Below are 23,297 nucleotides of genomic sequence, written 5' to 3'. Positions count from 1 at the left end.
GACTTTTCCTACCGGAAGCGGCCACCGGGGGCAAGCGAATTATGCCCTCCCCGCAGGATCCCTCGGGACAAGGACATGGCAGGCCCGACATGCGGCGGGGCGGCGCACCGCGGCTTCTTGCCGCATTCCGTCCCTTCCCAAACCGTTTCGAAAAGGAGGTAAAAAAAATAATGATTCTCCTCAACGCGGCTGCTGGATTTTTCGCCAACGCTCTGCTATACAAAGTAAAGTCGCCTGTTTTAAGAGAGTTATCCATACCGGCTCACCGTATTCGGCCATGACCACCTCCGACGCTGTCTTCAATACCCTCAAAATCTCCGGCAACCTGCCGAGCATGCCCCAGATACTGGTCCAGTTGATCGACAAATGCCATGAACCGGAGATCGACTTGCAGGCCATTGTCCGTATTGTCGACAAGGACGCGGCTATCAGCGCGAAATTACTGCAACTGGTCAATTCGGCCTTCATCGGGGCGCGCCGCCCCTTCACCAACCTGGAACAGGCGGTGGTGTACCTCGGAAGCGATACCATCCGCAACCTGGCGATCAGCCTGTCGGTGCAGCAGGTCTTCCGCCGGGTGGAAAACAACAGTCTGCTGTCGGTCGACCGGTTCTGGCACCACAGCTTCCTCACCGCCCTCCTGGCCCGGAACATCGCCGTTGCCACCGGATACCCCGACCCTGCGGAAGCCTACCTGACCGGCCTGCTGCACGATATCGGCAAACTGCTGCTCTGGATGGCCTTCCCCGGCAAATACGCCCCCCTCCTGCTCAAGGGCGTCCGCTGCCACAACGGCCGGCTGGCCTTTCTCGAAGAGGAAAAACTCCACGTCAACCACTGTTCGGCCGGGGCTTGGCTCTGCGAGCAGTGGCACCTGCCGACCCTGCTGGCCGACGCCATCCGTTATCACCATCATCCCCTCGAGGAGGTGGAACAGGCCCTGCCGCTGACGAGAATCGCCTGTCTCGCCGATCTGCTGAGCCACAGCAGCACCGGGGGCCGGGATTGCCTGGATGCGGCCGGGCGCCTCTTCGATTTGTCCGGCGAGCAGGTGTCGGCCCTGTACGAAGGCGTGGAAGAGCGGATCGGGGAACTGGCCGACCTGCTCGGCATCCACGTCCCGCGCAGCGCCAAAAGCTCCCACGACCAGGAACCGGAAAGCCAGGAAATCCACAAGGAAACCTCCCTGGGCCTGATCAGCCGCGTCCGCGAAATCACCCAGATGAGCGGCCTGCTCGACAACCTGCTCCGGGCGGAAAACACCATCCAGGTGGCGGCCGCGGTGGAGCAGGGGTTGCGCATCCTCTTCAACGAAGAAGCGTGCCTGATGATGGTGCTGGACGGGCACGGCGGCGAATTGCGCGGCGTGGCCTCGCCCGACAACAGGCTGGCCGGGGAAATGGACGGATTGGCCTTTTCCCCGCAGCGCTACGCCCGCAGCCTGCCCGGCAGAGCCATCCGCGCCGGCCGGCTGCTCCACTCCTTCGGCAAGAAGACCGACGGCAAGCGCGCCGCCAGCCTGCTCGACACCCAACTGCTGCATCTGCTCGGCACCGAGGGCATGGTGGCCATTCCCATGGTCTGCCGGCAGGAGACGCTGGGACTGCTCCTCATCGGCCTGGGCGAGGCCGCCTTTCATCGCTTCAATGGCCAATGGACGCCCCTCCGGCTTTTGGCCAACCATGCGGCCATCTGTCTGTCCATGGAGCGGATGCGCACGGCGCAGGCGGAGCAGATCGTCGCCGAGCGCATACAGGCCGCGACCCTGGCCGCCCGGAAGATCGCCCACGAAATCAACAATCCCTTGGCCACCCTCCGCAACTACACCCGCATCCTCGGCAAGAAAAGCGAACAGGGGGAGCCGATCGGCGACGAACTGGCCATTCTCGACAACGAGCTGGAACGCCTCGGCCACATCACCCTGGGCCTGGAAGATCTGGCCCAGGAGCACGACGAAATCCGCCCCGAGCCGCTGGACCTGCACAGGCTGATCGCGGAAACGCTGCAACTGTTCCGGACCGCCTCCGGCACCACCAGCCGGGTCGACTTCACCTATGTCCCCTGGCCCGATCCCCTGCCCATCCGGACCGATCGCCACTGTCTCAGCCAGATCCTGCAGAATCTGCTCGGCAACGCCGTGGACGCCGTGGCCGGACAGGGCCACGTCACCGTCAGGACAACGGCCGAGGTCAGCGGCACCGTGCTGATGACCGTCGAGGACGACGGCCCCGGCATCGATCCCGGCCTGGGCGCCATCCTGTTCACTGCCGGCACCTCGACCAAGGGCGGCCGCCATGGCGGGCTCGGCCTGGCCATCGTCCACAGGCTGACGACCCGGATGGGCGGCACCATCAACTACCGATCGCAACCCGGCCAAACGGTCTTCACCCTCGCCCTCCCAGCCTGAAAACCTTGTCTCCATTGGAAAAACACCATTTTTCAGTGGACTTTTGCATGTAAACGCGCTTGAATGGACATATTTGCACAACCGCTTGTTTTTTTGCGCAATACCAACAAAAATTTCAGCGAGAAATTTGCCCAGCCCCATGTCTCGGTTGCCCTCTGTTCTTGTCGTTGACGACGAAGTGCATCTTTGCAACAGTCTCGCCATCCTGCTGAGAGCCGAGGGATATCGGGCCGACATCGCCCATTCCGGCGAAGAGGCGCTCCTGCAGCTGCGGCGCGCCGCCTATGCCGCGGCCCTGGTGGACATGGACCTCCCGGACATGAGCGGCAACCACATCGCCGCCCGCATCGGCGAGGAGCACCCCGGCACGGCCATCATCATCCTCACCGGCAACGCCACCATCGACAATGCCGTGGAATCGTTGCGGCTGGGCGTCTACGATTTTCTCCGCAAACCCTGCCCCCCGGACAGCCTGCTGCGTACCATCGCCCGGTCCATCCAGCACAAGCAGCTCAAGCAGGACCTCCACAACAGCGAGAAACGGTTCCGCCAACTGGCCCAGGCGACCTGGGAGGGGATCATCATCTACGACAGGGGCGAGCTGCTCCTGGCCAACAACCAGCTCTGCAAGATGTTCGGCTACCAGGAAAGCGAACTGTTGGGCAGGCAGATCTTCGACGTGCTGCTGGACCGCGACACCATCCGCCTCATGAACGCCCCGGCCGAATCGGACCCCATCGGGCCGTTCGAGGCCAGGGGCATCCGCAGGGACGGCTCCAGCTTTCCCGTCGAATTCAGGGTCAAGCACATCGATTTTCAGGGCCGGCAGGTGCAGGTGGCCGCCATCCGCGACGTCACCGACAGCGAGATCGCCATGCAGCAGAAGATCGCGCTGACGGAAAAGCTGGCCGATGCCAAACGCATGGAATCGCTGGGCCTGATGGCCAGTTCCGTGGCCCACGACCTCAACAACATCATGGCCGGCATCATCACCTACCCGGAATTGCTGCTCATGGACCTGGGCGAGGAATTCAAATACCGGGAAGAACTGTTGATGATCCGCGAGGCCGGCAAGCGGGCGGCGGCGGTGGTCAACGACCTGCTCACCGTGGCCCGCGGCGCCACCTGCAAAAAGGAGGTGCACAATGTCAACGACATTGTCACCGACTACCTGAAATCCATGGAATTCAAGGAGATCTGCCAGCGCTTCCCCGCCGTGCAGATCACCCCCTATCTGGAGGGCAAGCTCCACAATATCAACTGCTCGGCCATCCATCTGGCCAAGTCGATCATGAACCTGGTGAACAACGCCGCCGAGGCCATCCAGGGGCAGGGACGCATCATCGTGGCCACCAAGAACATCCGGTTCACCTCCCCCCACCACGGGCACGAGACCATCGAGCCCGGCGATTACGTCATGATCTCGGTGGAGGACGATGGCCCCGGCATTTCCTCACAGGACGTCACGCAGATCTTCAGCCCCTTTTACAGCAAGAAGGTGATGGGCCGCAGCGGCACCGGCCTCGGGCTGGCCGTGGTCTGGAACACGGTGCACGATCACGGCGGGTTCATCGATGTCGTGAGCAGCGACAAGGGCTCACTGTTTTCCCTGTACTTTCCGGCCGACCGGCAGGACGTGTCCCAGCCGGTGCAGCCCGTGCCGGTCATCAGCCTGCATCACGGCAACGGCGAGAAGATTCTGGTGGTGGACGACCAGAAAAGCCAGCGCGAAATCGCCAGCCGCCTGCTCGCCCGGCTCGGCTATCACCCGCTGACCGCCCAATCGGGCGAGGAGGCCATCGAATACATCAAGCACACGCCGGTGGACCTGGTCATCCTCGACATGATGATGGACCCGGGCATCAACGGCTGCGAAACCTACGAGCGCATGCTTCGCCACGTTCCCGGCCAGAAGGCCATCATCACCACCGGCTATTCCAACGCCGAGGATATCCGCCGGGCCATGGAACTCGGCATCAGCCAGTTCGTCAAGAAACCCTACTCGCTCCATGAGTTGGCCCAGGCCCTCAAGATGGAAATCAGCACCAGGCAGCCCTCCCCCTCGGCCTGAACGCCACCTTACTGAAAAAAACTCTCACTCCCGAAAAGTTCCTCCCATAACTGAGCGAGTTCAGTTATAAAGAGTGCGACTTGTTCGATGCGTCCGTTTTCGTTTTCCCTCTTCAATCGCTTAAAGGAATCGTCATGGCACTTAAAAGGTACTGTACCGTTTTCGCTTTCCTGTTGATGGGCGGCGCCCAGGCCGGCGTGCCCGCGTCCGCCCAGACGCTTCAAGAAGCCGTGCATCAGATCATCGCCACCAATCCCGATGTCCGCTCGGTGGCCCATAGCCGCCTGGCCAGGGACGAGGAGGTCCGGCAGGCTCGATCCGGCTATTTCCCCAGCGTGAACTTCGAGGCCGGGACCGGCAGGGACTACGTGGACAAACCGTTCGACGACGATCTCAGCCCGCAGCAGGTGAAAATCGGGGTGCGCCAGAATCTGTTCGCCGGTCTTTCCACCATGAACGAGGTGGACCGGCAAAAGGCGCGGGTGCAGTCCGAGGCCTTTGTCGTGCGCAGCACGGCGGACAACACCGCGCTCAAGGCGGTGAACGTGTACCTGGAGGTCCTGAAGAACCAGGCCATCGTCGAACTGGCCCAGGAAAACCTGACCCTGCATCAGCGCATCGCCGATCAGATCAGGCTGCGCAGCGAATCCGGCGTCGACCGGCTCGCCGACATGGACCAGATCCAGAGCCGTCTCAACCTGGCCCAGGCCAATGTCGTGGTCGCCGAGCAGAACCTGTTCGATGCCCAGACCAACTACAATGCGGTCATCGGCAATCCGCCCGCGCAGTTGAGCCAGCCGGACAGCCCCGCCCCCCTGCTGCCCGCCAGCCGCGACGAGGCCGAAAGCATGGCCCTTGCCAACCATCCCCAGCTCAAGTCGGCGGTGGCCGATCTGGAAGCCCGCCGCAAGCAGGACGAGGTGGCCAAGAGTCCCTTCATGCCGATCATCGACCTGGAAGCGGACAAGGTCTGGGAGGAGGACACCTATCTCAGCGATTACTACGACGGCGACAAACGGGAGGACCTGCGCATCTTTCTCCGCCTGCGCTACAACCTGTTCAACGGGTGGAAGGACGAGGCGAGGAAAAGCGAGACCACCCATCTGATCAACGAGGCGCAGGAGATCAGGAATCACACCCACCGGCAGGTGGTCGAATCCACCCGGCTTTCCTGGCAGGCCCACGAGGCCGCCAAGAAGAAGATCAGCTATCTCAGGCAGCGCATGCAGTTCGCCGCCAGTACGGCCAGCGCCTACACCAAGCAGTGGAACATCGGCCAACGAACCCTGCTCGACGTCCTCGACGCCGAGGCCGAACGCATCGACTCCGCCCGGCAACTGGTCACCGCCGAGCATGACGGCCTCTATGCCCAGTACAGGATTCTCAACAGCATCGGCAGGCTGATCCCCGCGCTCGACCTCCGCTGGCCCACGGAGGGATCGATCGACGGCGAGAGAACCGAGGCCGCGCCGACCACCGGCAGCAGCGCGCCCAAAAAGCCGGAACGGCACCTCGCCCGCGTCTCAGCGGCAACGGACGCCGTGACCGCCTCCGCTCCTGCGGCGGCGGGCGGTTCGTCGTTGAAGCTCAACCCGTTGACCATGGAGTGACCGGCGCGCCGCCGCCGTTCGCCCCGCCACGGCCGGGGGCAGGCGGCTGTCCGTGCCGCCGGTGCCGCCGTTGCTCACCCCATGCCTCCCGGATGGGGTGAGCCTCTTTTCTCTACGGGAAGATAAGCTGCTTGTTTGACGGGACATGCTGACACCATGCGCAGACACCGTTCTTCCTAGACCACTTTCTCCATGCCTCCCCGCGCGCGCTCCCTCTCGTTGATCCGGAGTCCGATCCTGTGGTGGCTCCTGCTCTTCCTGGCCATCCCCGGGTCGCAGGTGTTGACGGGTGAGCCGTTTGTCATCAACGAGCAGACCATGCGTCTGATGGTCCAACGGTTCGGCGCCGGCGCCCGCGAACGTCTGCTCGCCTGGCAGAGTCTGGTGCAGACCACCGAAGGCACGGACCGGGCGAAGCTGGAACGGGTGAACCGGTTTCTGAACACCATGCGCTTCGTCGACGATGCCCTACACTGGAAACAGCCCGACTACTGGGCAACGCCGATCGAATTCATCGCCAGCAACGCCGGCGATTGCGAGGATTTCGCCATCGCCAAATTCTTCACCCTGATCAAACTCGGCATCCCCGAAGACCGGTTGACCCTGACCTACGTCAAGGCCCTGCGCCTCAACCAGGCCCACATGGTCCTGACCTACTATCCGACCCCCGGTGCGGAACCGCTGGTGCTCGACAACCTGGTCGAGGCCATCCTGCCCTCCTCGCAGCGGACCGACCTGTTGCCGGTGTACAGCATGAACGGTTCAGGGCTCTGGCTGGCGAAACAGCGCGGCAAGGGCAAGCTGATCGGCGGCAGCGACCGGCTCAAGCGCTGGAACGACTTAGTGGACCGGATGTCCGGCGAAATGGAAGTGGACGAGGAAACCCCATGACACTCTACCGACAACTGCTGCTCTTCACCCTCATCATCCTGGCCTGCCTGGGCGCCGGCCTCTGGGTGGGCGATCACACCCGCACCCGCGACTTCCTCGCCGACCAGCTCGAATCCCATGCCCAGGACACCGCGACCTCGCTCGGCCTCTCGCTCAGCACCCTGGCCAAGGGCACGGACATTCCGGCCATGGAGGCCATGATCAACGCCCTGTTCGATCGGGGGTTCTACCGGCGCATCCAGTTGCTCGACGTCGAGGGCAAGGTGGTGATCGACCGCCAGGCCGACCTGGCCATCGAGGGCGTGCCGGCCTGGTTCATCCGGCTGACGCCGCTGGCCGCCCCCCAGGCCGACGCCCTGATCATGCACGGCTGGCAACGGACCGGTTCGGTCATCGTCGAAAGCCATCCCGGCTATGCCTACCAGACACTGTGGCGATCCGCCCTGGCGGCGGCCCAGTGGTGCGCCGCCGCCGCCGTGGCCGTGGCGCTGCTGGGCGGGCTCGGCCTGCGCCGGCTCCTCCGTCCCCTGCACCGGGTCGAGGAACAGGCCCAGGCGCTGTGCGAGCGGCGTTTCCTCATCCAGGAACCGTTGCCCCGCACAAGGGAACTGCGGCGCGTGGTCCTCGCCATGAACCGGATGACCGAGCGCATCCGGGCGCTGTTCGACGAGCAGACGGCCATCGCCGAGGCCCTCAGGCAGCGGGCCTACCAGGATGCGCTGACCGGCCTGGGCAACAGGCGTTTTCTGGCAACGCAGGCCAAGGCCAAGCTCGCCGACAGGACGACCAGGGGCGCCCTGCTCCTCTTCCAGATCCGCGATCTCAACGCGGTCAACCGGGAACAGGGCTATGCGGCCGGCGACCGGCTGATCAAAGAGACGGCCGCCTGCATCCAGCGGGCCTGCGCGGAACTGCCCGAGGTCATCGCCGCCCGGCTGGGCGGCGGCGATCTCGCCCTGCTGCTCCCCAACGTGGACCTGGCCGCGGCCGCCCAGTTGGCCGACACCGTGCTCGCCGACCTGTGCCCGCCGGATGCCGAACGGCCCGGACAGCCGCCTCCCGTGATCTGCGGCGGCACCATTTACGACCGGGAAATCGAATTAGGTGCCCTGCTGACCAAGGCCGACACCGCCCTGGCCACCGCCCGTTACCATCACGATAACCGTGCCGTCATCGCCCCGCCGGCTGCCGGCCCGGAGACGCTCGCCGCCGGCAAGAGCGAATGGCGGCCGCTCCTGGAAAACGTGCTCGCCGGCGGTTCCGTCGTCCTGTACAGCCAACCGGTGGTCAGCCGCGGCAACCGGAACCTGGTCGTCCACCACGAATTGCTGGCCCGGGTGATCGATGACCAGGGCACCCACCTGTCGATCGGCCGGATCGTCCCCATGGCCGAGCAACTCGGCCTGATGCCCGCTTTCGACCGCCTCATCCTGGAACGGTTTCTCGCCCTGCCGCCGGAACAGTTCGCGCCGCCACAGGTGACGATCAATCTGTCGCCGCTGTCGCTGGCCGACGGCGACTTCGTTGCCTGGCTGGTACCGCATCTGCGCCGGTGCGCCGAGGCCGGCCTGCGGCTCCAGATCGAGTGCCCCGAATTCCGCGCCATCCGGCATCTGGACCTGCTCAGATCCTTTGCCGGCGAAATCAGGCCCATGGGCCACGCGCTCGGCATCGATCGCTTCGGCCAGGCCTTCTCCCATTTCGGCTATCTCAAATCCCTGCTGCCCGATTACGTCAAGATCGACCGGGCCATCACCAACGAATTGCAGAACGCCGGCGACGACAGCCATTTCTTTGTCAACGCGCTCTGCACCGTGGCGCACAGCCTCGACATCAAGGTGGTGGTGGAAGGGGTCGAAACCGAACAGCAGTGGCACACCGTCTCGGGCCTGCCCATCGATGCCGTCCAGGGATACTTTGTCCGACGGCCCGAACCGGTGCAGTGAGGGGGAAAAGACGGTCAGAGGATGTCGTCGACCATCAGTTGGTCGCCGGCCATCTGGGCGCGGATCTGTTTGCGGCTGAGAATCTTTTCCCGCGCCTCGGGCGGCAGTTCGGTGATCAGGATCAGCTTCTTGGCGATCAGCAGATCGATCAGGTCCTCGAGCACCCGCACCATCGAGGCGTCCGAGGACATCAGCAGATGGGTCAGCGTTTCCAGTTCGCCGCCGGCCTTGAGAAAGGCCAGGACCTCCGCGTCGAGCAGGGAGGCGGGCTCGCGCCCCGGTTCTTTCTCTCCGCCCCTGCGGATGGCGGCAATGGCCCCCTGGGCGTCCCGTTCGATATACAACATTGTGGCTGCTCCGCTGAACGTCTTGTTTCACTTGATTTTGTTATGCTCAAGTCATCATACCACAGGCATTGATCGCTCCACAACCGGACTGTGCACCCCGCATGAATGCAACCGAACGCCCCCAGCACGACGAGGCCTGGCGCCTGAACCCCGGCCCGGACTCCGTCGACGACCCCCTCACCGACTGTCTGCTCCAGCTCGGCAGGCTGTACAACCTGCCGGTCTCCCGGACCGGCCTGCGCGCCGGCCTGCCCCTGGTGGACAACCGTCTCACCGTGGAACTCTTCGGCCGCGCGGCGGACAGGGCCGGCCTGATCACCCGGCTGCTCAAGCGTCCCCTCGCCCAGATGTCGGACCTTGAGCTGCCGACAGTGCTCCTGCTCGACGGCGGCCAGGCGTGCCTGCTGGCAAACATCGATCACCAAGCGCAACGGGCCACCGTTGTCCTGCCGGAAACGGGGCTCGGCGACACCGAACTCTCCCTGGAGGCGCTCGAACGCAAGTACAGCGGCTTCGCCTTTTTCGTCCGGCCCAAATTCCGGAAGGACCGGCAGCTCGACCAGCGCCCCCTCGCCAGGGACGGCCACTGGTTCTGGGGCGCCCTCTTCTCGTCCTGGCGGATCTACCGGGATGTGCTCCTCGCCTCGCTGCTGATCAACATCTTCGGCCTGGCGAGCCCCTTCTTCACCATGAACGTCTATGACCGGGTCATCCCCAACCTGGCCTTCGAGACACTGTGGGTGCTCGGCATCGGCATCGGGGTGGTCTATGTCTTCAACCTGATTCTGCGGGGGCTGCGCGGTTATTTCATCGACGAGGCCGGCAAGAAGACGAACTTGCAGGTGTCGGCCACCCTGCTGGAACAGGTGCTGGGCCTGCGGCTCGAAGTGCGGCCGAAATCGGTGGGCGCCTTCTCCAGGAAATTGCAGCACTTCGAGTCGATCCGCGATTTCATCACCTCGTTTTCGATCACCGCCCTCATCGACCTGCCCTTCATGGTCCTGGGTCTGGTCGCCATCTGGTACCTGGGCGGGCCGATCGTGCTCATCCATCTGAGCGCCGTGCTCCTGATGGGACTGTTCGCCCTTGCCGTGCAAGCGCCGCTCAAGCATGCGGTGGGACAGTCCCTGCAGGCATCCGTCCAGAAGAATTCGATCCTGGTCGAGGGGCTGGCCGGCATCGAAACCGTCAAGATGCTGGGCGCGGAAAGCCAGATCCAGCGCGCCTGGGAGGAAACGGTCAGCCACATCGCCACCTGGAGCAGCCGCTCCCGGCTCTTTTCCTCCTCGGTGGCCCACTTCGCCGACTTCGTCATGAACCTGGCCACGGTGACGACCGTGATCGCCGGCGTGTACCGGATCGCGGCCGGCGAACTGACCCAGGGCGGCATCATCGCCCTGCTCATCCTCTCCCGCCAGGCCATCGTGCCGATGTCCCAGGTCGTCAACCTCGCCACCCGTTACCACCAGGCCAAGGCCGCCCTGGCGGAACTGAACGCCGTCATGGAGCTGCCGGTGGAACGGCCGCCGGACCGGACCTTTCTGCTGCGCGGCGCCTGCCGGGGCAGGATCGCCTTCGAGCAGGTCGATTTCCAATATCCCGAACAGACGGGGCTGGCGCTGGCCCATATCTCCCTGGCCATCGAGCCCGGCGAGCGGGTGGCGATCATCGGGCCCATCGGTTCGGGCAAGACCACCCTGGGCAAACTGCTGCTCGGCCTCTACGAGCCGACCGCCGGCATGGTGACCCTCGATGACACCGACATCCGCCAGATCGACCCGGCCGAACTGCGCCGCTTCATCGGCTATGTGCCCCAGGACATCACCCTGTTCCGCGGCACCATCCGGGACAACATCATCCTCGGCTCGCCGGAGGTGGAGGATGACCGCATTCTCCGGGCCGCCCGGCTTTCCGGGGTCAGCGAATTCGTCGGCAGGCACGCCAAGGGCTTCGACCTGGAGATCGGCGAGCAGGGCCGCGGCCTTTCGGGCGGCCAGCGGCAGAGCGTCGCCATCGCCCGGGCCCTGTTGCACGACCCGCCCATCCTGGTCTTCGACGAGCCGAGCAGTTCCATGGACAACCGCAGCGAAACGCGGCTCAAGCAGCACCTCGGCCAGTTGCTGCCGGGCAAGACCCTGATCCTGATCACCCATCGCGGCTCGCTGCTCGACCTGGTCGACCGGATCGTCCTCATCGACAACGGCGCGGTGGTGGCCGACGGCCCCCGCGAACAGGTCATGACCGCCATGAGAAGCGGGCAGATTCACCTCTAGGCACAGACCAACATGAGCGAACAGCAACCGAAAAACGAGCAGCCCCCGGCCTCTTCCGGCCTCTTTGGCCGTCTGCCGGCAGCCGATCCGGACCTGGCCACCGACATCCGGTCGACACTGCTGCTGCAGAATCCCCGCGGCGGCCGGCTGATCGTCTGGCTGACCGGCCTTTTTTTCCTGTTTTTCCTTGTCTGGGCCGCCTTTTCCCAGATCGACGAGGTGACCAGGGGCGACGGCAAGGTCATCCCGTCCCAGCAGATCCAGGTGGTGCAGAACCTGGAGGGCGGCATTCTCGCCAAACTGCTGGTCCATGTCGGCGACGTCGTCGACAAGGACCAGTTGCTGCTCGAAATCGACAAGACCAGATTCTCGGCCCCCTACCAGGAAAGCCGGGTCAACTACCTGGCGCTCAAGGCCCAGATCGCCCGGCTGGAGGCCGAAACCCAGGACCGGCCGTTTGCCGTGCCCGAGGAGGTGGTCAAGGAAAAGCCGGAGATCGGCAGCCGCGAGCAAAAACTGTACGATTCACGGAAAGAACAACTGGCCGCCAAGCTGCAGATCCTGCAGGAACAGTGGAACCAGCGCAAGCAGGAGCTGGCCGAACTGCGCTCCAAGCTGGACGAACTGGGCCGCACCGCCGGGCTGCTGCAACGGGAGCTGGCCATGACCAAACCGCTGGTTTCCCAGGGCGCGGTCTCCGAAGTCGAGGTGCTGCGGCTGCAACGCCAATACAGTGCGATGAGCGGCGACATCGAAGCCACCCGGATCGCGATCCCCAAGGTGGAGTCGAAGATCGCCGAGGCCAGGAAGGCCATGGAGAACGAGCAGCTCGTGTTTTTCAATGCGGCGCGGGCCGATCTGAACGAGGCCTACGCCAAGCTCGAGTCCATCAGCGCCTCCGCCGAGGCCCTGATGGACCGCCTGCAGCGCACCGCCGTCCGGTCGCCGGTCCGTGGCACCATCAACCAGATCAAGGTCAACACCGTGGGCGGCACCATCCAGCCGGGCATGGACCTGATCGAAATCGTTCCGTTGGAGGACACCCTGCTGGTGGAGGCCCGGATCAAACCGGCCGACATCGCCTTTCTCCGGCCCAACCAACACGCCATGGTCAAGTTCACCGCCTACGACTTCACCATCTACGGCGGCCTGGAGGCGAATCTGGAGCACATCAGCGCCGATTCCATCACCGATAAGCAGGGCAACGATTTCTACCTGGTCCGGCTGCGCACCAAACAGAACTACCTGGGCGGCAAGGACAAACCGCTGCCGATCATTCCCGGCATGGTCGTCTCGGTGGATATCCTCACCGGGAAGAAGAGCATCCTCTCCTACCTGCTCAAGCCCGTGCTGCGCGCCAAGTACACGGCACTGCGGGAGCGGTGAGATGAACCTGATCCTCTGCTGCGGCAACACCGGCCTGCGGGAGCGCTGGTCCGCCGCCCTCGGTTCGCTCTTTCGCACCTACCAGGCCAGCACCCTGCAGGATCTGCGTATCCTGGTCGGCCAGCATATTTCCTTCGACCTGCTGTTCGTCCACCGCCTTCTGGTCGACCAGGAGATCGTCGCCTACATCCGCGAACGGCAGCCGGCCTGCAAGCTGGTCATCCTGTCCGACCGGCCGGACGAGGCCGAGGGCCTGATCTTTCTCCGCCTGGGGGTGGTCGGCTATGCCAACAGCTACATCAACCCGGAACGGCTGCGGGAGGCGGCGCGGGTGGTCGCCTCGGGTTCGGTCTGGATCAACCAGCAACTGATGCAGCGGTTGATCGCCGAGTCCGCGCCGGCCACGCTGCCGGAAAAAGAGGCCACGGAGGAGAACAAACGGAATTGGCAGCTCGCCAATCTGTCGGATCGGGAATATCAGATCGCCGGCCTGGTGGCGGAGGGATTGTCCAATCTGGAAATCGCCGAGCGGTTGGGGATCACCGAACGGACGGTCAAGGCCCATCTCGGCGCCGTGTACGCCAAGGCGTCCATCCGGGGCCGGTTGGGGCTGGCGCTGTTGTTCAACAAATAAAGAAACGGCCTGAACCAGTCAATAAACCCTGGTTCAGGCCGGAGCGTCACTCATGCCGTCGGGGCGGCAGGCTGGATCAAGGATGCTGCCCTATGGAACCGACAAGGTGGTCCAGCGGTGTCTGGTCGTGTACTTCCCCGGCCCCCGCTTCCAAGTCGATGAAGGTGTCGGCACCCGCACCGCCGGTGATATGATCGTGTCCCGCGCCGCCGTCGATCTTGTCGTCGCCGTCACCGCCGCGGATTACGTCATCCCCGCCCTGCCCGTAGATCACATCATCACCTCCACCGCCATCAATGTTGTCAGCTCCCGCCCCACCGGCAATGACCTCGTTCGCATCAGAACCATGAATATTGCCATCGGCATCAAAGGTGACATCGAAAGTCGTTGAAGCGGTATCTCCATCGCCATCGGTGGCCACCACATCGTATGTGACGGCATGGTCAACATTACCTACCGTGACTGACTGTATCTGATAACTTCCTTTATCCCCGTCAACGCCAAAAACAATCGTGTCAAAGGTCACATCGGTTACATCATGAAGGTTTACGGTCACAATTCCATTGCCACCTTCCTTACCCTCCACCGTACCAGTGTAGACCTCTGCCCCCTGGTAGTATAAGGTGTAGGAAGCCACATCAGGGATGAAACCTGATCTACCATCAACTCCATCCAAGTTGGACAAAGTAAAGCTGAAATCATTAACCGATTGAGCATGTCCCTGGGAATCCTGAAATTGCAGCGTCAACTCTTCACCATAGTTGATCTGATTAGATTCATATGAAGGATTGCTGTTTACCCCAATGCCGTGCTCATCCCATTGGACCATGCTTTGCACGCCTCCTCCGCCCCCAACCCATTGCGCTGTGGCAACGATCGTAAGATCGTCCGAGATATTGAAACTTGCACTTTGGTGCGGGATATCGCTCCCTTCCGAAGTAAACAGATCCTTCGAAAGGGTTGAGTCAAGAGCGTACTCATTACTTAACGCCACGGAATATGTGCCGGTATGAGGATCAACACTCACCGTGAAAACAACATGATCCGTCCCTTCAACAACAGCCTTCACACCACCAGCACCATCATCAACATAAACAAGATTTTCTCCTCCCGATGTCAGATGGATGCCATCGTTCCCGACTACGTATCCCGAAAGACTGTTGCCATCCTTGTCAAGCAGCTGCAAAGCAAATGTATGTTGAGCCGGGCCATCGGCTCCAAATGCAAAACCGAGATCTCCGTCGACGGAATTGCCGGCCTCATTGACCAGGATGGCATGTTGCGCGCCATTTGCAACCGGCACGTCGTCCAGTACGTCCACGTTCAGTGTAATGGCTCCGGCCACCTGATCCCCATCCGCATCCTGCGCCACGACTGTCAGCTCCACGCCATTTGCCAGCAATGCCTGAAGGTTCTCTCCCTGGATGGAATCATGAAGCAAATTCTCGTGCAGCGTAAAGGTATATGCCCCCGTTGCCGCCGTTACATCCAGTGTGTAAATTGATGTTGCAAGCACTATGTGACCCAATGCATTCGCCATTATTCCGTTCACGCTGTAAATGGCCTGTGCCGCTGCTCCATCAGCGCCAAAATTAAAGTTGTCCGCCAAGTTCCCCGTGGCCGTTGCCAAGCCGGTTCCGCTTACTTCTCCAGCACGGCCGGCATCCGCATTCGCTCCCGCCAATCCGTCCTCGTCAACGGTTATTCTGTCAGAAGTCGTTATCAAAACCGGCACGTCGTCAATCACATTGATCGTCACCAAGCCCGCGAAGGTTGACGCGGTCGTGTCACCGCCACTGTCAGTAGCCACCACCTGAATATATTGCCCCAGATCAGTGATCGGCAGATTTGTGCCATGGTCACCCAGATGATCCAACCTGTCATCCAAATTGAAGACAACCTGACCGTTGCTGCCAACGCTCACCGTGAAAACCACACGAATAGCGCTTTCCGCTGAATCTCCGGCCCGGCCCTCAATCTCGCCGGTGCTCTGATTCAGAATGTAATAAATCTGCTGCCCGCCGGAGGTCAAACCTGTCGCAACGGCGCCACCGGGATCAATGACGCTGAAGCTGATGGAGCCAGGACCATCGTTGCCGAAATCAACGGTGACCAGTTTGGCGAGATCAAGGGTCTGAATATCCGTCGGATTGACTACATCGGCCGGATTACCGATGGTGGCATCGCTATCGGGATCGCCATAGGATGTTCCCAAGGCATCTTCTTGTACGGTGGCAACCGCAGGGCTCAAAAGAAATGTGGGGTTGTCATTAAGTGCGGATGCAATCTCTTCTTCAGGATTTCCCCCAGGGGGAGGATCGAGAAAGTTGAGCGAGACGCCTCTGGTTTCCGCACCGGAATCGGGCAGCACTTCCATCTGATCGGCGGAGAAGATCACAACCTGCCGGCCGCCGCCTCTCGCACCAGCTCCCGCCCCGGAGACACCGGCGCCAGCCGCGGTCGCGGGCAAATCGGTGGTGGGATCGAAATTTTCATCCTGCAACGCAGCCTGGATATCCTCAACCTGGGCGACGGCATCCGTGGTCCCTTCGTGCCCACCGGCACCATAGACATCACCGTCCAACAGCACATCGGACATTCGCCCCAAATCGAGATGCCCCTGCTGATCGGTCAAGGCAACGGAAATGCTACCGTCGGGACCGGTAACGATCCGCTCGTGGGCATATATGGGGCTGTTCGGGGTCAGGATACGTTCAACGCCGGCGGGGGAAACGGCCTTGACTGTGCCATAAACGATAAAGACCTTGCCAATGGGATGGTTGTTCACTGGAGCCATGCGATCATCCTTTGAGTAATGAGGGAAAAATTCCGCCCGATAATTTTGCATACTGTAAACCAGAAAAAAAGACACTGCCATTGTACCAAGGTACTATTGCGTGTTTTTTCTGGTCGGTTATGTTATCGCTGTATGGAGACGAGCTGATTGCCTCGGCTTCGGTTTTCCGGATAATCAAACGCCCTGGACATGCTTTTCCGAAAATTCGGACGATTCCAGAGCGATCAATCCGGGAAGCTGAAAGAATCGAAAAAAGAGACGACGAACTTTTTCAGAAGATCGCCATTCCTGGCAAACAACAGCAAACAACATATTGAAATAAAACGAAGAAAAATACAGCTATCAAAACAGGCTCGCCTTGTGCATACAGTTATGCATTTAATCAAACAACCATATCGCACCCTGAGAATCCAACGGTGCTGTTTCGGCCTTCTGCAGATAACTTCTTTTAGAAAAGGAGAAATGATTATGAATAAGAACTTGCGATTGATTGCGCTAACTATTCTTTCAACTGCGGTTCTTGCAGCTTCCAACGCGCAAGCGGCCTATATCGAGGATACATTTTGGGGCGCGGGGTTGAGTGATAAGGATAAAAACCTCATCACTAATGATGGTCAGACTAAGACGTCACCTGCAACAAGCGGTGACGTATGGGGGGCTGGTTACAATATAACCGGAATGGATGTTGTTACTTCGGGTGGCAACCTGGTAGTAACCATTTATTCAGATGAGTACTTCAACAATTGGCTCAATAGGTCATCAAGCTATGCCCCGGGCGATCTTTTCTTGAGTACCGACGGCTGGAATCCTGATGCCAGCGAGTCCAATTATGGAGCAGACGGTAAAAACACAGGAGAAGATTGGGAATTGGTTCTTTCTCTGAGCGGGATTGAGAATGCAAATACAAGTGGCAATGCAAACTTGTATTCTGTTGGTGACGGTGGCTCCATTGTATATGGAATATCCCGGTCCGAACAGGAAGCATGGTACAATGTTTCAACCAATAGTGCCACTTCCCTCGGTGCTGGTACCTGGGAGTACCTGCAGGATAATGATAACAAGTACTATGCCCTTGTTATCACCATGAGCTTGACAGATTTAATGGATGCAGGATGGGATGGCACCGCTCTCGGCCTTCATTGGACCATGGAGTGCGGCAACGACGTCATCGAAGGTGCGTTTACCCCCGTTCCCGAACCGGGTACCGCGCTGCTGCTCGGTTCCGGCCTGATCGGCCTGGCCGGTATTCGCCGCCGGACCAGATAAGTTTTTCTCCTTCACCGAAGGTCAACGGCCGCTTTCCACCCGGAAAGCGGCCGTTTTTTTTATCGTTCCCGCCGCTTCCCGCTGCCGAAGGCAGCGCCAACCGCTCTTCCCCGCCTCCGTTCTCCCCGCCCCCTCCGCTCCAGAGGAAGCTGTTTCGCTTTCAGCGTGATCGTGCTATGGTGCCGAAAATATCCCTCCGGTCATTGTGCCGACGGGCAGAAGCCACCAAGTGCCGCCGAGATGCTGTTCGTTCATCCATCCGTGAAGCCATCCCTGTTCCGGGCCAGATGGGTCGCCCGGTTTCCGATTGCCCTCCAGCCCGAGGTTGTCCCGTGAAGAAATTCTTTTCCCTGATGCTGCGTCCCTTTGTCTGGTTGTGGAAATTCCTCAGCTCCGGCCTGACGGTGGTCTCCAACCTCGTTTTTCTCGGCCTGGTCATGCTCGTGCTCACTGCGGTCCTGTATACGCCCCAGGTCCAGGTGCCGATGCAGAGCGCCCTGCTCCTGGCCCCGGAGGGGGACATCGTCGAACAGCGATCGTCCATGGACCTCGTCACCAAGGTATTGAACCGGCTCTCCGGCACCCCCCTGCCCCAGGAGACCTTTCTCCAGGACATTCTCGACGCCATCCGCGCCGCCGGCGACGACCGGCGGATCAAGCTGCTGGTCCTCAACACCAACCGCATGGGCGATGCCAGCCTCGACCAGATCCGGACCATCGGCGCGGCCATCGACACCTTCAAGCGGACCGGCAAAAAAGTGCTGGCCGTGGGCAACAGCTTCAACCAGGCCCAATACTACCTGGCCTCCTGGGCGGACAAGATCTACCTCCACCCCCTGGGCGCGGTGCACCTTCGCGGTTTTTCGGTTTTTCGCCTGTATGCGCGCGAACTGCTCGACAAGCTGGCGGTCAACTTCCATGTCTTCCGGGCCGGCGCGTTCAAATCGGCCGTGGAGCCGCTCCTGCGCGACAACATGTCGGCCGAGGAAAAGGAGGACACCGGCCTGTGGCTCGGCAACCTGTGGAATATCTACTGCGACGACATCGCCGCCCACCGCAAGCTGGACAAACGGGTGTTCGTCGACAACGTCAACCAACTGGCCGCCCAACTCGGCTCGGCGGGTGGCGACCGGGCCCAGTTGGCCCTGACCACCGGCTTGGTGGACGGCCTGAAGACCCACCGGGAGATGGAAGAACTGCTCAGTCAGGAAGCCGGCCCGGCGCCCGACAAGAAGGGCTTCAACCATATCGGCTTTCGGGAGTATCTCGACACCGTCACCCCCTCCTACACCGACAGCGGGGAGAAAAAAGAGCTAATCGGCATCATCGCCGCTTCCGGCAATATCCTGCCCGGCAAGGGGGCGACCGGCCAGATCGGCGCCGAGGATCTGGTCAAGCGCATCCGCAAGGCGCGCCAGGATGCGCGGGTCAAGGCCATTGTCCTGCGGATCGCCACCGGCGGCGGCAGCGCCTTCGCATCCGAACTGATCCGGGAGGAACTGGCGGCGGCGAAGAAGGACGGCAAGGTCGTGGTGGTGTCCATGGGGTCGATGGCCGCCTCGGGCGGGTATTGGCTGGCGGCCGAGGCGGATGCGATCGTGGCCGCGCCGACCACGCTCACCGGCTCGATCGGTATTTTCGGCGCCATTCCCACGGTGGAAAAAACCCTGGCCCGGCTCGGCATCCACAGCGACGGCATCGGCACCACCGACATCGCCCACTTCGGCAATCTGACCACCACCATGAGCACCGCGGAGGCATCGATCCTGCAAATGGACATCGACCGGGGATACCGCCGGTTCATCGATATTGTCGCCAAGGGGCGGAACATGAACGCGGAGCAGGTGGAAAAAATCGCCGAGGGGCGGGTGTGGGACGGCGCCACCGCCCTCAAGCTGGGGTTGGTCGACCAGCTGGGCGACCTTCAGGATGCGGTGGCCGAAGCCGCCAAGCGGGCCAAGGTCCCGGCGGAGAATGGCTATTACATCGAATTGACGCCGGAGAACTATCTGGAGCGTTTCAAACAACGGGCCGAACAGCCGGTCGAGGCCCTGATGGCCCGGCTGTGGCCCGCAACCCTGGTTCCGGCCCCGCTGCGGCGGCCAATCGCGGAGCACCTCGACCTGCTCCTGCTCCAGGGCGACCCCAGGGGCCTCTATTCCCACTGCCTGCTGCCGCTTTCGGCCCTTTCCTTCCGCTGAACCGGTGCCGCGAAAGCGGCACCGCATTCTATTGCCACATCGGCCATCCCATACTTTGTAGAATAAAATTATATGGATGACGACGTGTCATTTCGAGCGGAAGCGAGCAATCCCCTTGCCATGACGAGATTTCCCCGCGCTCCGCACGCCGAAACGACCAAAACATCTATCTCGCTTGAATAAAAAAAAATCACCTAACCCTTGAGCACCGCCAGGGGTTGGAGTTCGACCGCGATCTCGATCAGATCGAGCTGGTTGGCGATTACTTCGCCGATATCCTTGTAGGCGCCGGGCGCCTCCTCGAGATCGGCGCGGTGGCGCAGGGAATGGAGAACCCGGCTCTGTTCGAGCCTGGCGATCTCCTCTTGTAAATTCAGCACCCGCTGGGCCTGTTTGCGGCCGAGCACCCGGCCGGCCCCGTGCGAGCAGGACATGAACGACTGCGGATTGCCGAGCCCCCGGACGATGTAGCTGCGGCTGCCCTGGCACCCCGGAATGATGCCGTACTCGCCCGCGAAGGCACGGGTGGCGCCCTTGCGGTGCACCCAGACTTCCTTGAAAAAATGGGTCTCGCGGGCCGCGTAGTTGTGGGCCACGTCCAGGGGTGGCTCAAACTGATCACAGCCGGTCGCCTCGGCAACGATCTCCTGGAGCACGGCCATCATCTCGCCCCGGTTGGCCCGGGCAAAGTCCACGCAGTAGGCCATCTCCCGCAGGTAATTCTGCCCCTCGGGGGAATCCAGCGGCAAGAGCGCCAGTTGCCACTCTTTGGGCACCGCGTTCCTGCCCGCCTTTTTGGCCAGACGGACGGCCAAGTCGTTGTAGTGGCCGGCCACCTTGTAGCCGAGATTGCGGCTGCCTGAATGGATCATCAGCCAGATCCGCCGGTCGTTGCCCCGCTGGATTTCGATGAAGTGGTTGCCGCCGCCCAGGGTGCCGATCTGGCGGCGGGCATTGTCGAACTCGCCGGCCACCACCGGCAGTTCCCCGGCGCCGGGATCGGGCATGACCTCGGCCGGCCGCGGTTTGTCGTGATGCTTGAACCCCAGGGGAACGGCGGTGCGCAGGGAAGCGAGGATCTTTTTGAGCTGCAGGACGGTCACTTCGGCCAGGCCGGTGCGGACGGCCCGCATGCCGCAGCCGATATCGACCCCGACCGCGTTGGGGATGACCGCCCCCGAAGTGGCCAGCACGCCGCCGATGGGCATGCCGTAGCCCACATGGGCATCGGCCATGATGGCCACGTGGTGAAAGGCGCAGTCCAGGTTCGCCAGGCGGTGCGCCTGGGCCATGGCCTCGTCCTCCAACTCGTCCAGCCACAGCAGCAGCGGTATTTTTTCGGTGGAGATCGTCCGTTTCACAGTGTCCTCTTGCTCTCTGCGCTCCCTGGTCTATAGTACCGCCTCATGAACCGGGCCCTTCGTCGGCCCTGAGCCCCACGATTCGGCACTTTCCCTGAAACAACTGCCCACACCACCTGGCCCATGATCACCCCGGACACCCTGACCCATCTCTGGCTGCACCTCGGCTGGCCGCTGCTGCGCCTGCTCCTCTTTCTCGCCATCGGCCTGCTGGCGGCCCTGTTCATCGAATCGCTCAACTGGACCGGAAAACTGGCGGTCATCGCCCGGCCGCTGACCCGGTTCGGCCATCTCTCGCCCCTGACCGGCGCCTCCTTCTCGGTGTGCTTTTTTTCCGGCATGGCGGCCAACACCATGCTGGCCGAAGGGTACGCCACCGGGCAGTTGAGCCGCAGGGAACTGATCCTGGCCAACCTGTTCAACAGCCTGCCCAGCAATTTCCTCCACCTGCCGACCACCTTTTTCATCGCCGCGCCGATGATCAAGGGCGCGGCCTTCGTCTACATCGGCCTGACCGTGGCCGCGGCCATCCTGCGGACCCTGCTCGTCACCCTGCTGGGACGGACGCTCCTGCCCGCCGGCAACGGCGAGATCGCCCCCGTCGACCTGCCCCCAGCTCCGGAACATCCCTTTCGCGCCGCCCTCGACAACACCATGAAACGGTTCAAGCGGCGCATCCGCAAGATCGCCGGCTATACCGTGCCGATCTACATCATCTTCTACGCCCTCACCGAGGCCGGTTTTTTCGCCGCCGCCGAACGGTTCATGGGGCAGCATCTCTCCTGGCTTTCCTGGCTCTCGCCCCAGGCCCTGTCGATCCTCACCTTTCAGATGGCCGCCGAGTTCACCGCCGGCCTCGCCGCCGCCGGCTCGCTGCTGGCCAGCGGCACCATGCGCATGGAGGAAATCGTGCTGGTGCTCCTGATCGGCAACATCCTCTCCTCGCCCATCCGCGCCCTCCGCCATCAATACCCGTACTATGCGGGTATCTTCAAACCGGTGCTGGCCGCGGAACTGATCTTCTTCAGTCAGGGATTCCGGGCCTTGAGCATAGCCCTGGTCGCCTTTTTGTATTATTCTCTGGTCATGTAGCCACCCGGCCGGCACGGCGGGCACCCACTCCGGCACCTCTTGCGAGGGAGACACGATGGACAAGACCATTCTGGTTGCGATCGACGGTTCGGTGTACTGCGGCAACAGCCTGGAATATCTGAGCAGACTTTTCCGTTCCGACCCGAGCCTTTCCCTTCACCTGTTCAGCGTAGTCTCCAGCGGGGGCGGCGGCAAGGACTGGATGTTCGATGTCGACCCGCTCCGCGGCCAGTCCCCCGAGGCGGAGCAGCGGGCGTGGGTGGCCCGCCGGCATCTGCGGGAGGCCGAGGACCGGCTGGTCCGGGACGGATTTCCTCGGGAACGGATCGAGACCAGGGTGAAGATCGCGGCCAGTGTCAGCGGCACGATCCGCGACGAGGCCGAACATGGCAACTACGATAGCGTGGTCATCGGCCGCCGCGGCCTGGGCACCGTGGGCACCATGTTTTTCGGCAGCGTCTCGGGCGAACTGGTCGAAAAATGCCACAAGGTGCCCCTGTGGATCGTGGACGGCAGCGCCACTGCCGAACGGTTTCTCCTCGCCGTCCACAGCCATCCCTCCTCGCTGCTGGCCGCCGACCACCTCGCCTACATGCTCAAAAGCCATCCAGGGGGCGCCGACATCTGCCTCTATCACTCCAATTCGGTTTTCGGGTCCCAGCGGGCGGCCAGGCCCGAGGAGTTTCACGCCCAATGGGGCAGGGAGTGGTGCGACACACACCTCGATCTGGAGAACTTCCTCTTTTACGCCCACCTTCAGTTGCTGGTCGAGGGGGGCATCCCCCGGCACCGCATCACCCAACTGCCCATGCAGATGCATCTCGATGTGGGCAGCGATCTGCTGCGCCAGGCCAAACAGCACCGCTGCGGCACCATCGTCATCGGCCGTCGTCGTCGCGACCTCGCCAAGGCGCAGCTCCGGGGCGTTTCCGACAAGACCCTGAAACAGGCGCAGAACATCGCCGTCTGGCTGGCGGGCTGACCTCCCGCGCCACCCTGCCTTTGCCGCCCTTTT

Annotated in this window: 15 protein-coding genes; 12 read left to right on the top strand and 3 right to left on the bottom strand. The window is 62.1% G+C overall.

Features of this window, described 5'->3' with window-relative positions; all coding sequences use genetic code 11:
* The first annotated feature begins 277 nt into the window (after positions 1 to 277).
* The 5 genes from Q362_RS0108370 (at position 278) to Q362_RS0108350 (ending at position 8,925) form a co-directional block, all read left to right on the top strand.
* Positions 278 to 2,407, top strand: coding sequence for an HDOD domain-containing protein (locus tag Q362_RS0108370; protein ID WP_028318311.1), 2,130 nt, complete (start codon positions 278 to 280; stop codon positions 2,405 to 2,407).
* Positions 2,408 to 2,546: 139 nt separating this feature from the next.
* A complete protein-coding gene (locus Q362_RS0108365) occupies positions 2,547 to 4,478 on the top strand; it encodes a hybrid sensor histidine kinase/response regulator (RefSeq protein ID WP_084312473.1) in 1,932 nt (643 codons plus the stop codon).
* Positions 4,479 to 4,612: 134 nt separating this feature from the next.
* Positions 4,613 to 6,088 carry a TolC family outer membrane protein gene (locus tag Q362_RS19830; RefSeq protein WP_051553926.1) on the top strand — a complete coding sequence of 492 codons (1,476 nt, stop codon included), beginning with the start codon at positions 4,613 to 4,615 and terminating at the stop codon, positions 6,086 to 6,088.
* 192 nt (positions 6,089 to 6,280) lie between these two features.
* Entirely contained in the window at positions 6,281 to 6,979 is a 699-nt protein-coding gene (locus Q362_RS0108355; protein ID WP_051553924.1) for a transglutaminase-like cysteine peptidase, read from the top strand.
* Positions 6,976 to 8,925, top strand: a complete 1,950-nt coding sequence (locus tag Q362_RS0108350; protein ID WP_028318308.1) for an EAL domain-containing protein — start codon at positions 6,976 to 6,978, stop codon at positions 8,923 to 8,925. The genes Q362_RS0108355 and Q362_RS0108350 overlap by 4 nt, the downstream gene beginning before the upstream one ends.
* A 14-nt stretch (positions 8,926 to 8,939) precedes the next feature.
* Here the strand turns inward: Q362_RS0108350 and Q362_RS0108345 are convergent, their stop codons facing one another.
* Positions 8,940 to 9,272 (bottom strand): hypothetical protein, encoded by a 333-nt coding sequence (locus Q362_RS0108345; protein ID WP_028318307.1) that lies wholly within the window; start codon positions 9,270 to 9,272, stop codon positions 8,940 to 8,942.
* 101 nt (positions 9,273 to 9,373) lie between these two features.
* Between Q362_RS0108345 and Q362_RS0108340 the strand changes: the two genes are divergently transcribed.
* The 3 genes from Q362_RS0108340 to Q362_RS19825 are packed head-to-tail and all read left to right on the top strand — an operon-like array spanning position 9,374 to position 13,565.
* Entirely contained in the window at positions 9,374 to 11,545 is a 2,172-nt protein-coding gene (locus Q362_RS0108340) for a type I secretion system permease/ATPase (protein ID WP_028318306.1), read from the top strand.
* A 12-nt stretch (positions 11,546 to 11,557) separates the two neighbouring features.
* Entirely contained in the window at positions 11,558 to 12,931 is a 1,374-nt protein-coding gene (locus Q362_RS0108335; protein WP_028318305.1) for an HlyD family type I secretion periplasmic adaptor subunit, read from the top strand.
* A 1-nt stretch (position 12,932) separates the two neighbouring features.
* Positions 12,933 to 13,565, top strand: coding sequence for a response regulator transcription factor (locus Q362_RS19825; protein ID WP_051553921.1), 633 nt, complete (start codon positions 12,933 to 12,935; stop codon positions 13,563 to 13,565).
* Between the two features lie 76 nt (positions 13,566 to 13,641).
* Here the strand turns inward: Q362_RS19825 and Q362_RS0108325 are convergent, their stop codons facing one another.
* Positions 13,642 to 16,362 carry a DUF5801 repeats-in-toxin domain-containing protein gene (locus Q362_RS0108325; protein ID WP_028318304.1) on the bottom strand — a complete coding sequence of 907 codons (2,721 nt, stop codon included), beginning with the start codon at positions 16,360 to 16,362 and terminating at the stop codon, positions 13,642 to 13,644.
* A 189-nt stretch (positions 16,363 to 16,551) separates the two neighbouring features.
* On the opposite strand from Q362_RS0108325, the gene Q362_RS0108320 reads away from it, so the two are divergent.
* Both Q362_RS0108320 and sppA read left to right on the top strand, forming a co-directional pair.
* Entirely contained in the window at positions 16,552 to 17,628 is a 1,077-nt protein-coding gene (locus Q362_RS0108320) for a PEP-CTERM sorting domain-containing protein (RefSeq protein WP_084312471.1), read from the top strand.
* Positions 17,629 to 17,960: 332 nt separating this feature from the next.
* On the top strand, positions 17,961 to 19,829 hold the full coding sequence (gene sppA, locus Q362_RS0108315; protein WP_028318302.1) for a signal peptide peptidase SppA: 1,869 nt from the start codon (positions 17,961 to 17,963) through the stop codon (positions 19,827 to 19,829).
* Between the two features lie 194 nt (positions 19,830 to 20,023).
* Here sppA and Q362_RS0108310 read toward each other — a convergent pair whose 3' ends face one another.
* The gene (locus Q362_RS0108310) at positions 20,024 to 21,190 is read right to left on the bottom strand and encodes an RtcB family protein (protein WP_028318301.1); all 1,167 of its coding nucleotides are present in this window, start codon (positions 21,188 to 21,190) and stop codon (positions 20,024 to 20,026) included.
* A gap of 123 nt (positions 21,191 to 21,313) precedes the next feature.
* On the opposite strand from Q362_RS0108310, the gene Q362_RS0108305 reads away from it, so the two are divergent.
* Both Q362_RS0108305 and Q362_RS0108300 read left to right on the top strand, forming a co-directional pair.
* On the top strand, positions 21,314 to 22,282 hold the full coding sequence (locus tag Q362_RS0108305; RefSeq protein ID WP_028318300.1) for a membrane protein: 969 nt from the start codon (positions 21,314 to 21,316) through the stop codon (positions 22,280 to 22,282).
* A gap of 55 nt (positions 22,283 to 22,337) precedes the next feature.
* A complete protein-coding gene (locus Q362_RS0108300; RefSeq protein ID WP_028318299.1) occupies positions 22,338 to 23,264 on the top strand; it encodes a universal stress protein in 927 nt (308 codons plus the stop codon).
* Positions 23,265 to 23,297 lie beyond the last annotated feature (33 nt).

Origin of the sequence: Desulfobulbus elongatus DSM 2908 (assembly GCF_000621145.1) — a bacterium.
Lineage (GTDB): Bacteria > Desulfobacterota > Desulfobulbia > Desulfobulbales > Desulfobulbaceae > Desulfobulbus > Desulfobulbus elongatus.
Note: the sequence above shows the minus strand (reverse complement) of the source record. Positions and strands in the feature narration are given on the sequence as shown.

Excerpts from the sequence above, each read along its gene's own strand:
- Q362_RS0108370 (WP_028318311.1), top strand. The coding sequence starts at position 278 with ATGACCACCTCCGACGCTGTCTTCAATACCCTCAAAATCTCCGGCAAC.
- Q362_RS0108365 (WP_084312473.1), top strand. The coding sequence starts at position 2,547 with ATGTCTCGGTTGCCCTCTGTTCTTGTCGTTGACGACGAAGTGCATCTT.
- Q362_RS19830 (WP_051553926.1), top strand. The coding sequence starts at position 4,613 with ATGGCACTTAAAAGGTACTGTACCGTTTTCGCTTTCCTGTTGATGGGC.
- Q362_RS0108355 (WP_051553924.1), top strand. The coding sequence starts at position 6,281 with ATGCCTCCCCGCGCGCGCTCCCTCTCGTTGATCCGGAGTCCGATCCTG.
- Q362_RS0108350 (WP_028318308.1), top strand. The coding sequence starts at position 6,976 with ATGACACTCTACCGACAACTGCTGCTCTTCACCCTCATCATCCTGGCC.
- Q362_RS0108345 (WP_028318307.1), bottom strand. The coding sequence starts at position 9,272 with ATGTTGTATATCGAACGGGACGCCCAGGGGGCCATTGCCGCCATCCGC.
- Q362_RS0108340 (WP_028318306.1), top strand. The coding sequence starts at position 9,374 with ATGAATGCAACCGAACGCCCCCAGCACGACGAGGCCTGGCGCCTGAAC.
- Q362_RS0108335 (WP_028318305.1), top strand. The coding sequence starts at position 11,558 with ATGAGCGAACAGCAACCGAAAAACGAGCAGCCCCCGGCCTCTTCCGGC.
- Q362_RS19825 (WP_051553921.1), top strand. The coding sequence starts at position 12,933 with ATGAACCTGATCCTCTGCTGCGGCAACACCGGCCTGCGGGAGCGCTGG.
- Q362_RS0108325 (WP_028318304.1), bottom strand. The coding sequence starts at position 16,362 with ATGGCTCCAGTGAACAACCATCCCATTGGCAAGGTCTTTATCGTTTAT.
- Q362_RS0108320 (WP_084312471.1), top strand. The coding sequence starts at position 16,552 with ATGCTTTTCCGAAAATTCGGACGATTCCAGAGCGATCAATCCGGGAAG.
- Q362_RS0108305 (WP_028318300.1), top strand. The coding sequence starts at position 21,314 with ATGATCACCCCGGACACCCTGACCCATCTCTGGCTGCACCTCGGCTGG.
- Q362_RS0108300 (WP_028318299.1), top strand. The coding sequence starts at position 22,338 with ATGGACAAGACCATTCTGGTTGCGATCGACGGTTCGGTGTACTGCGGC.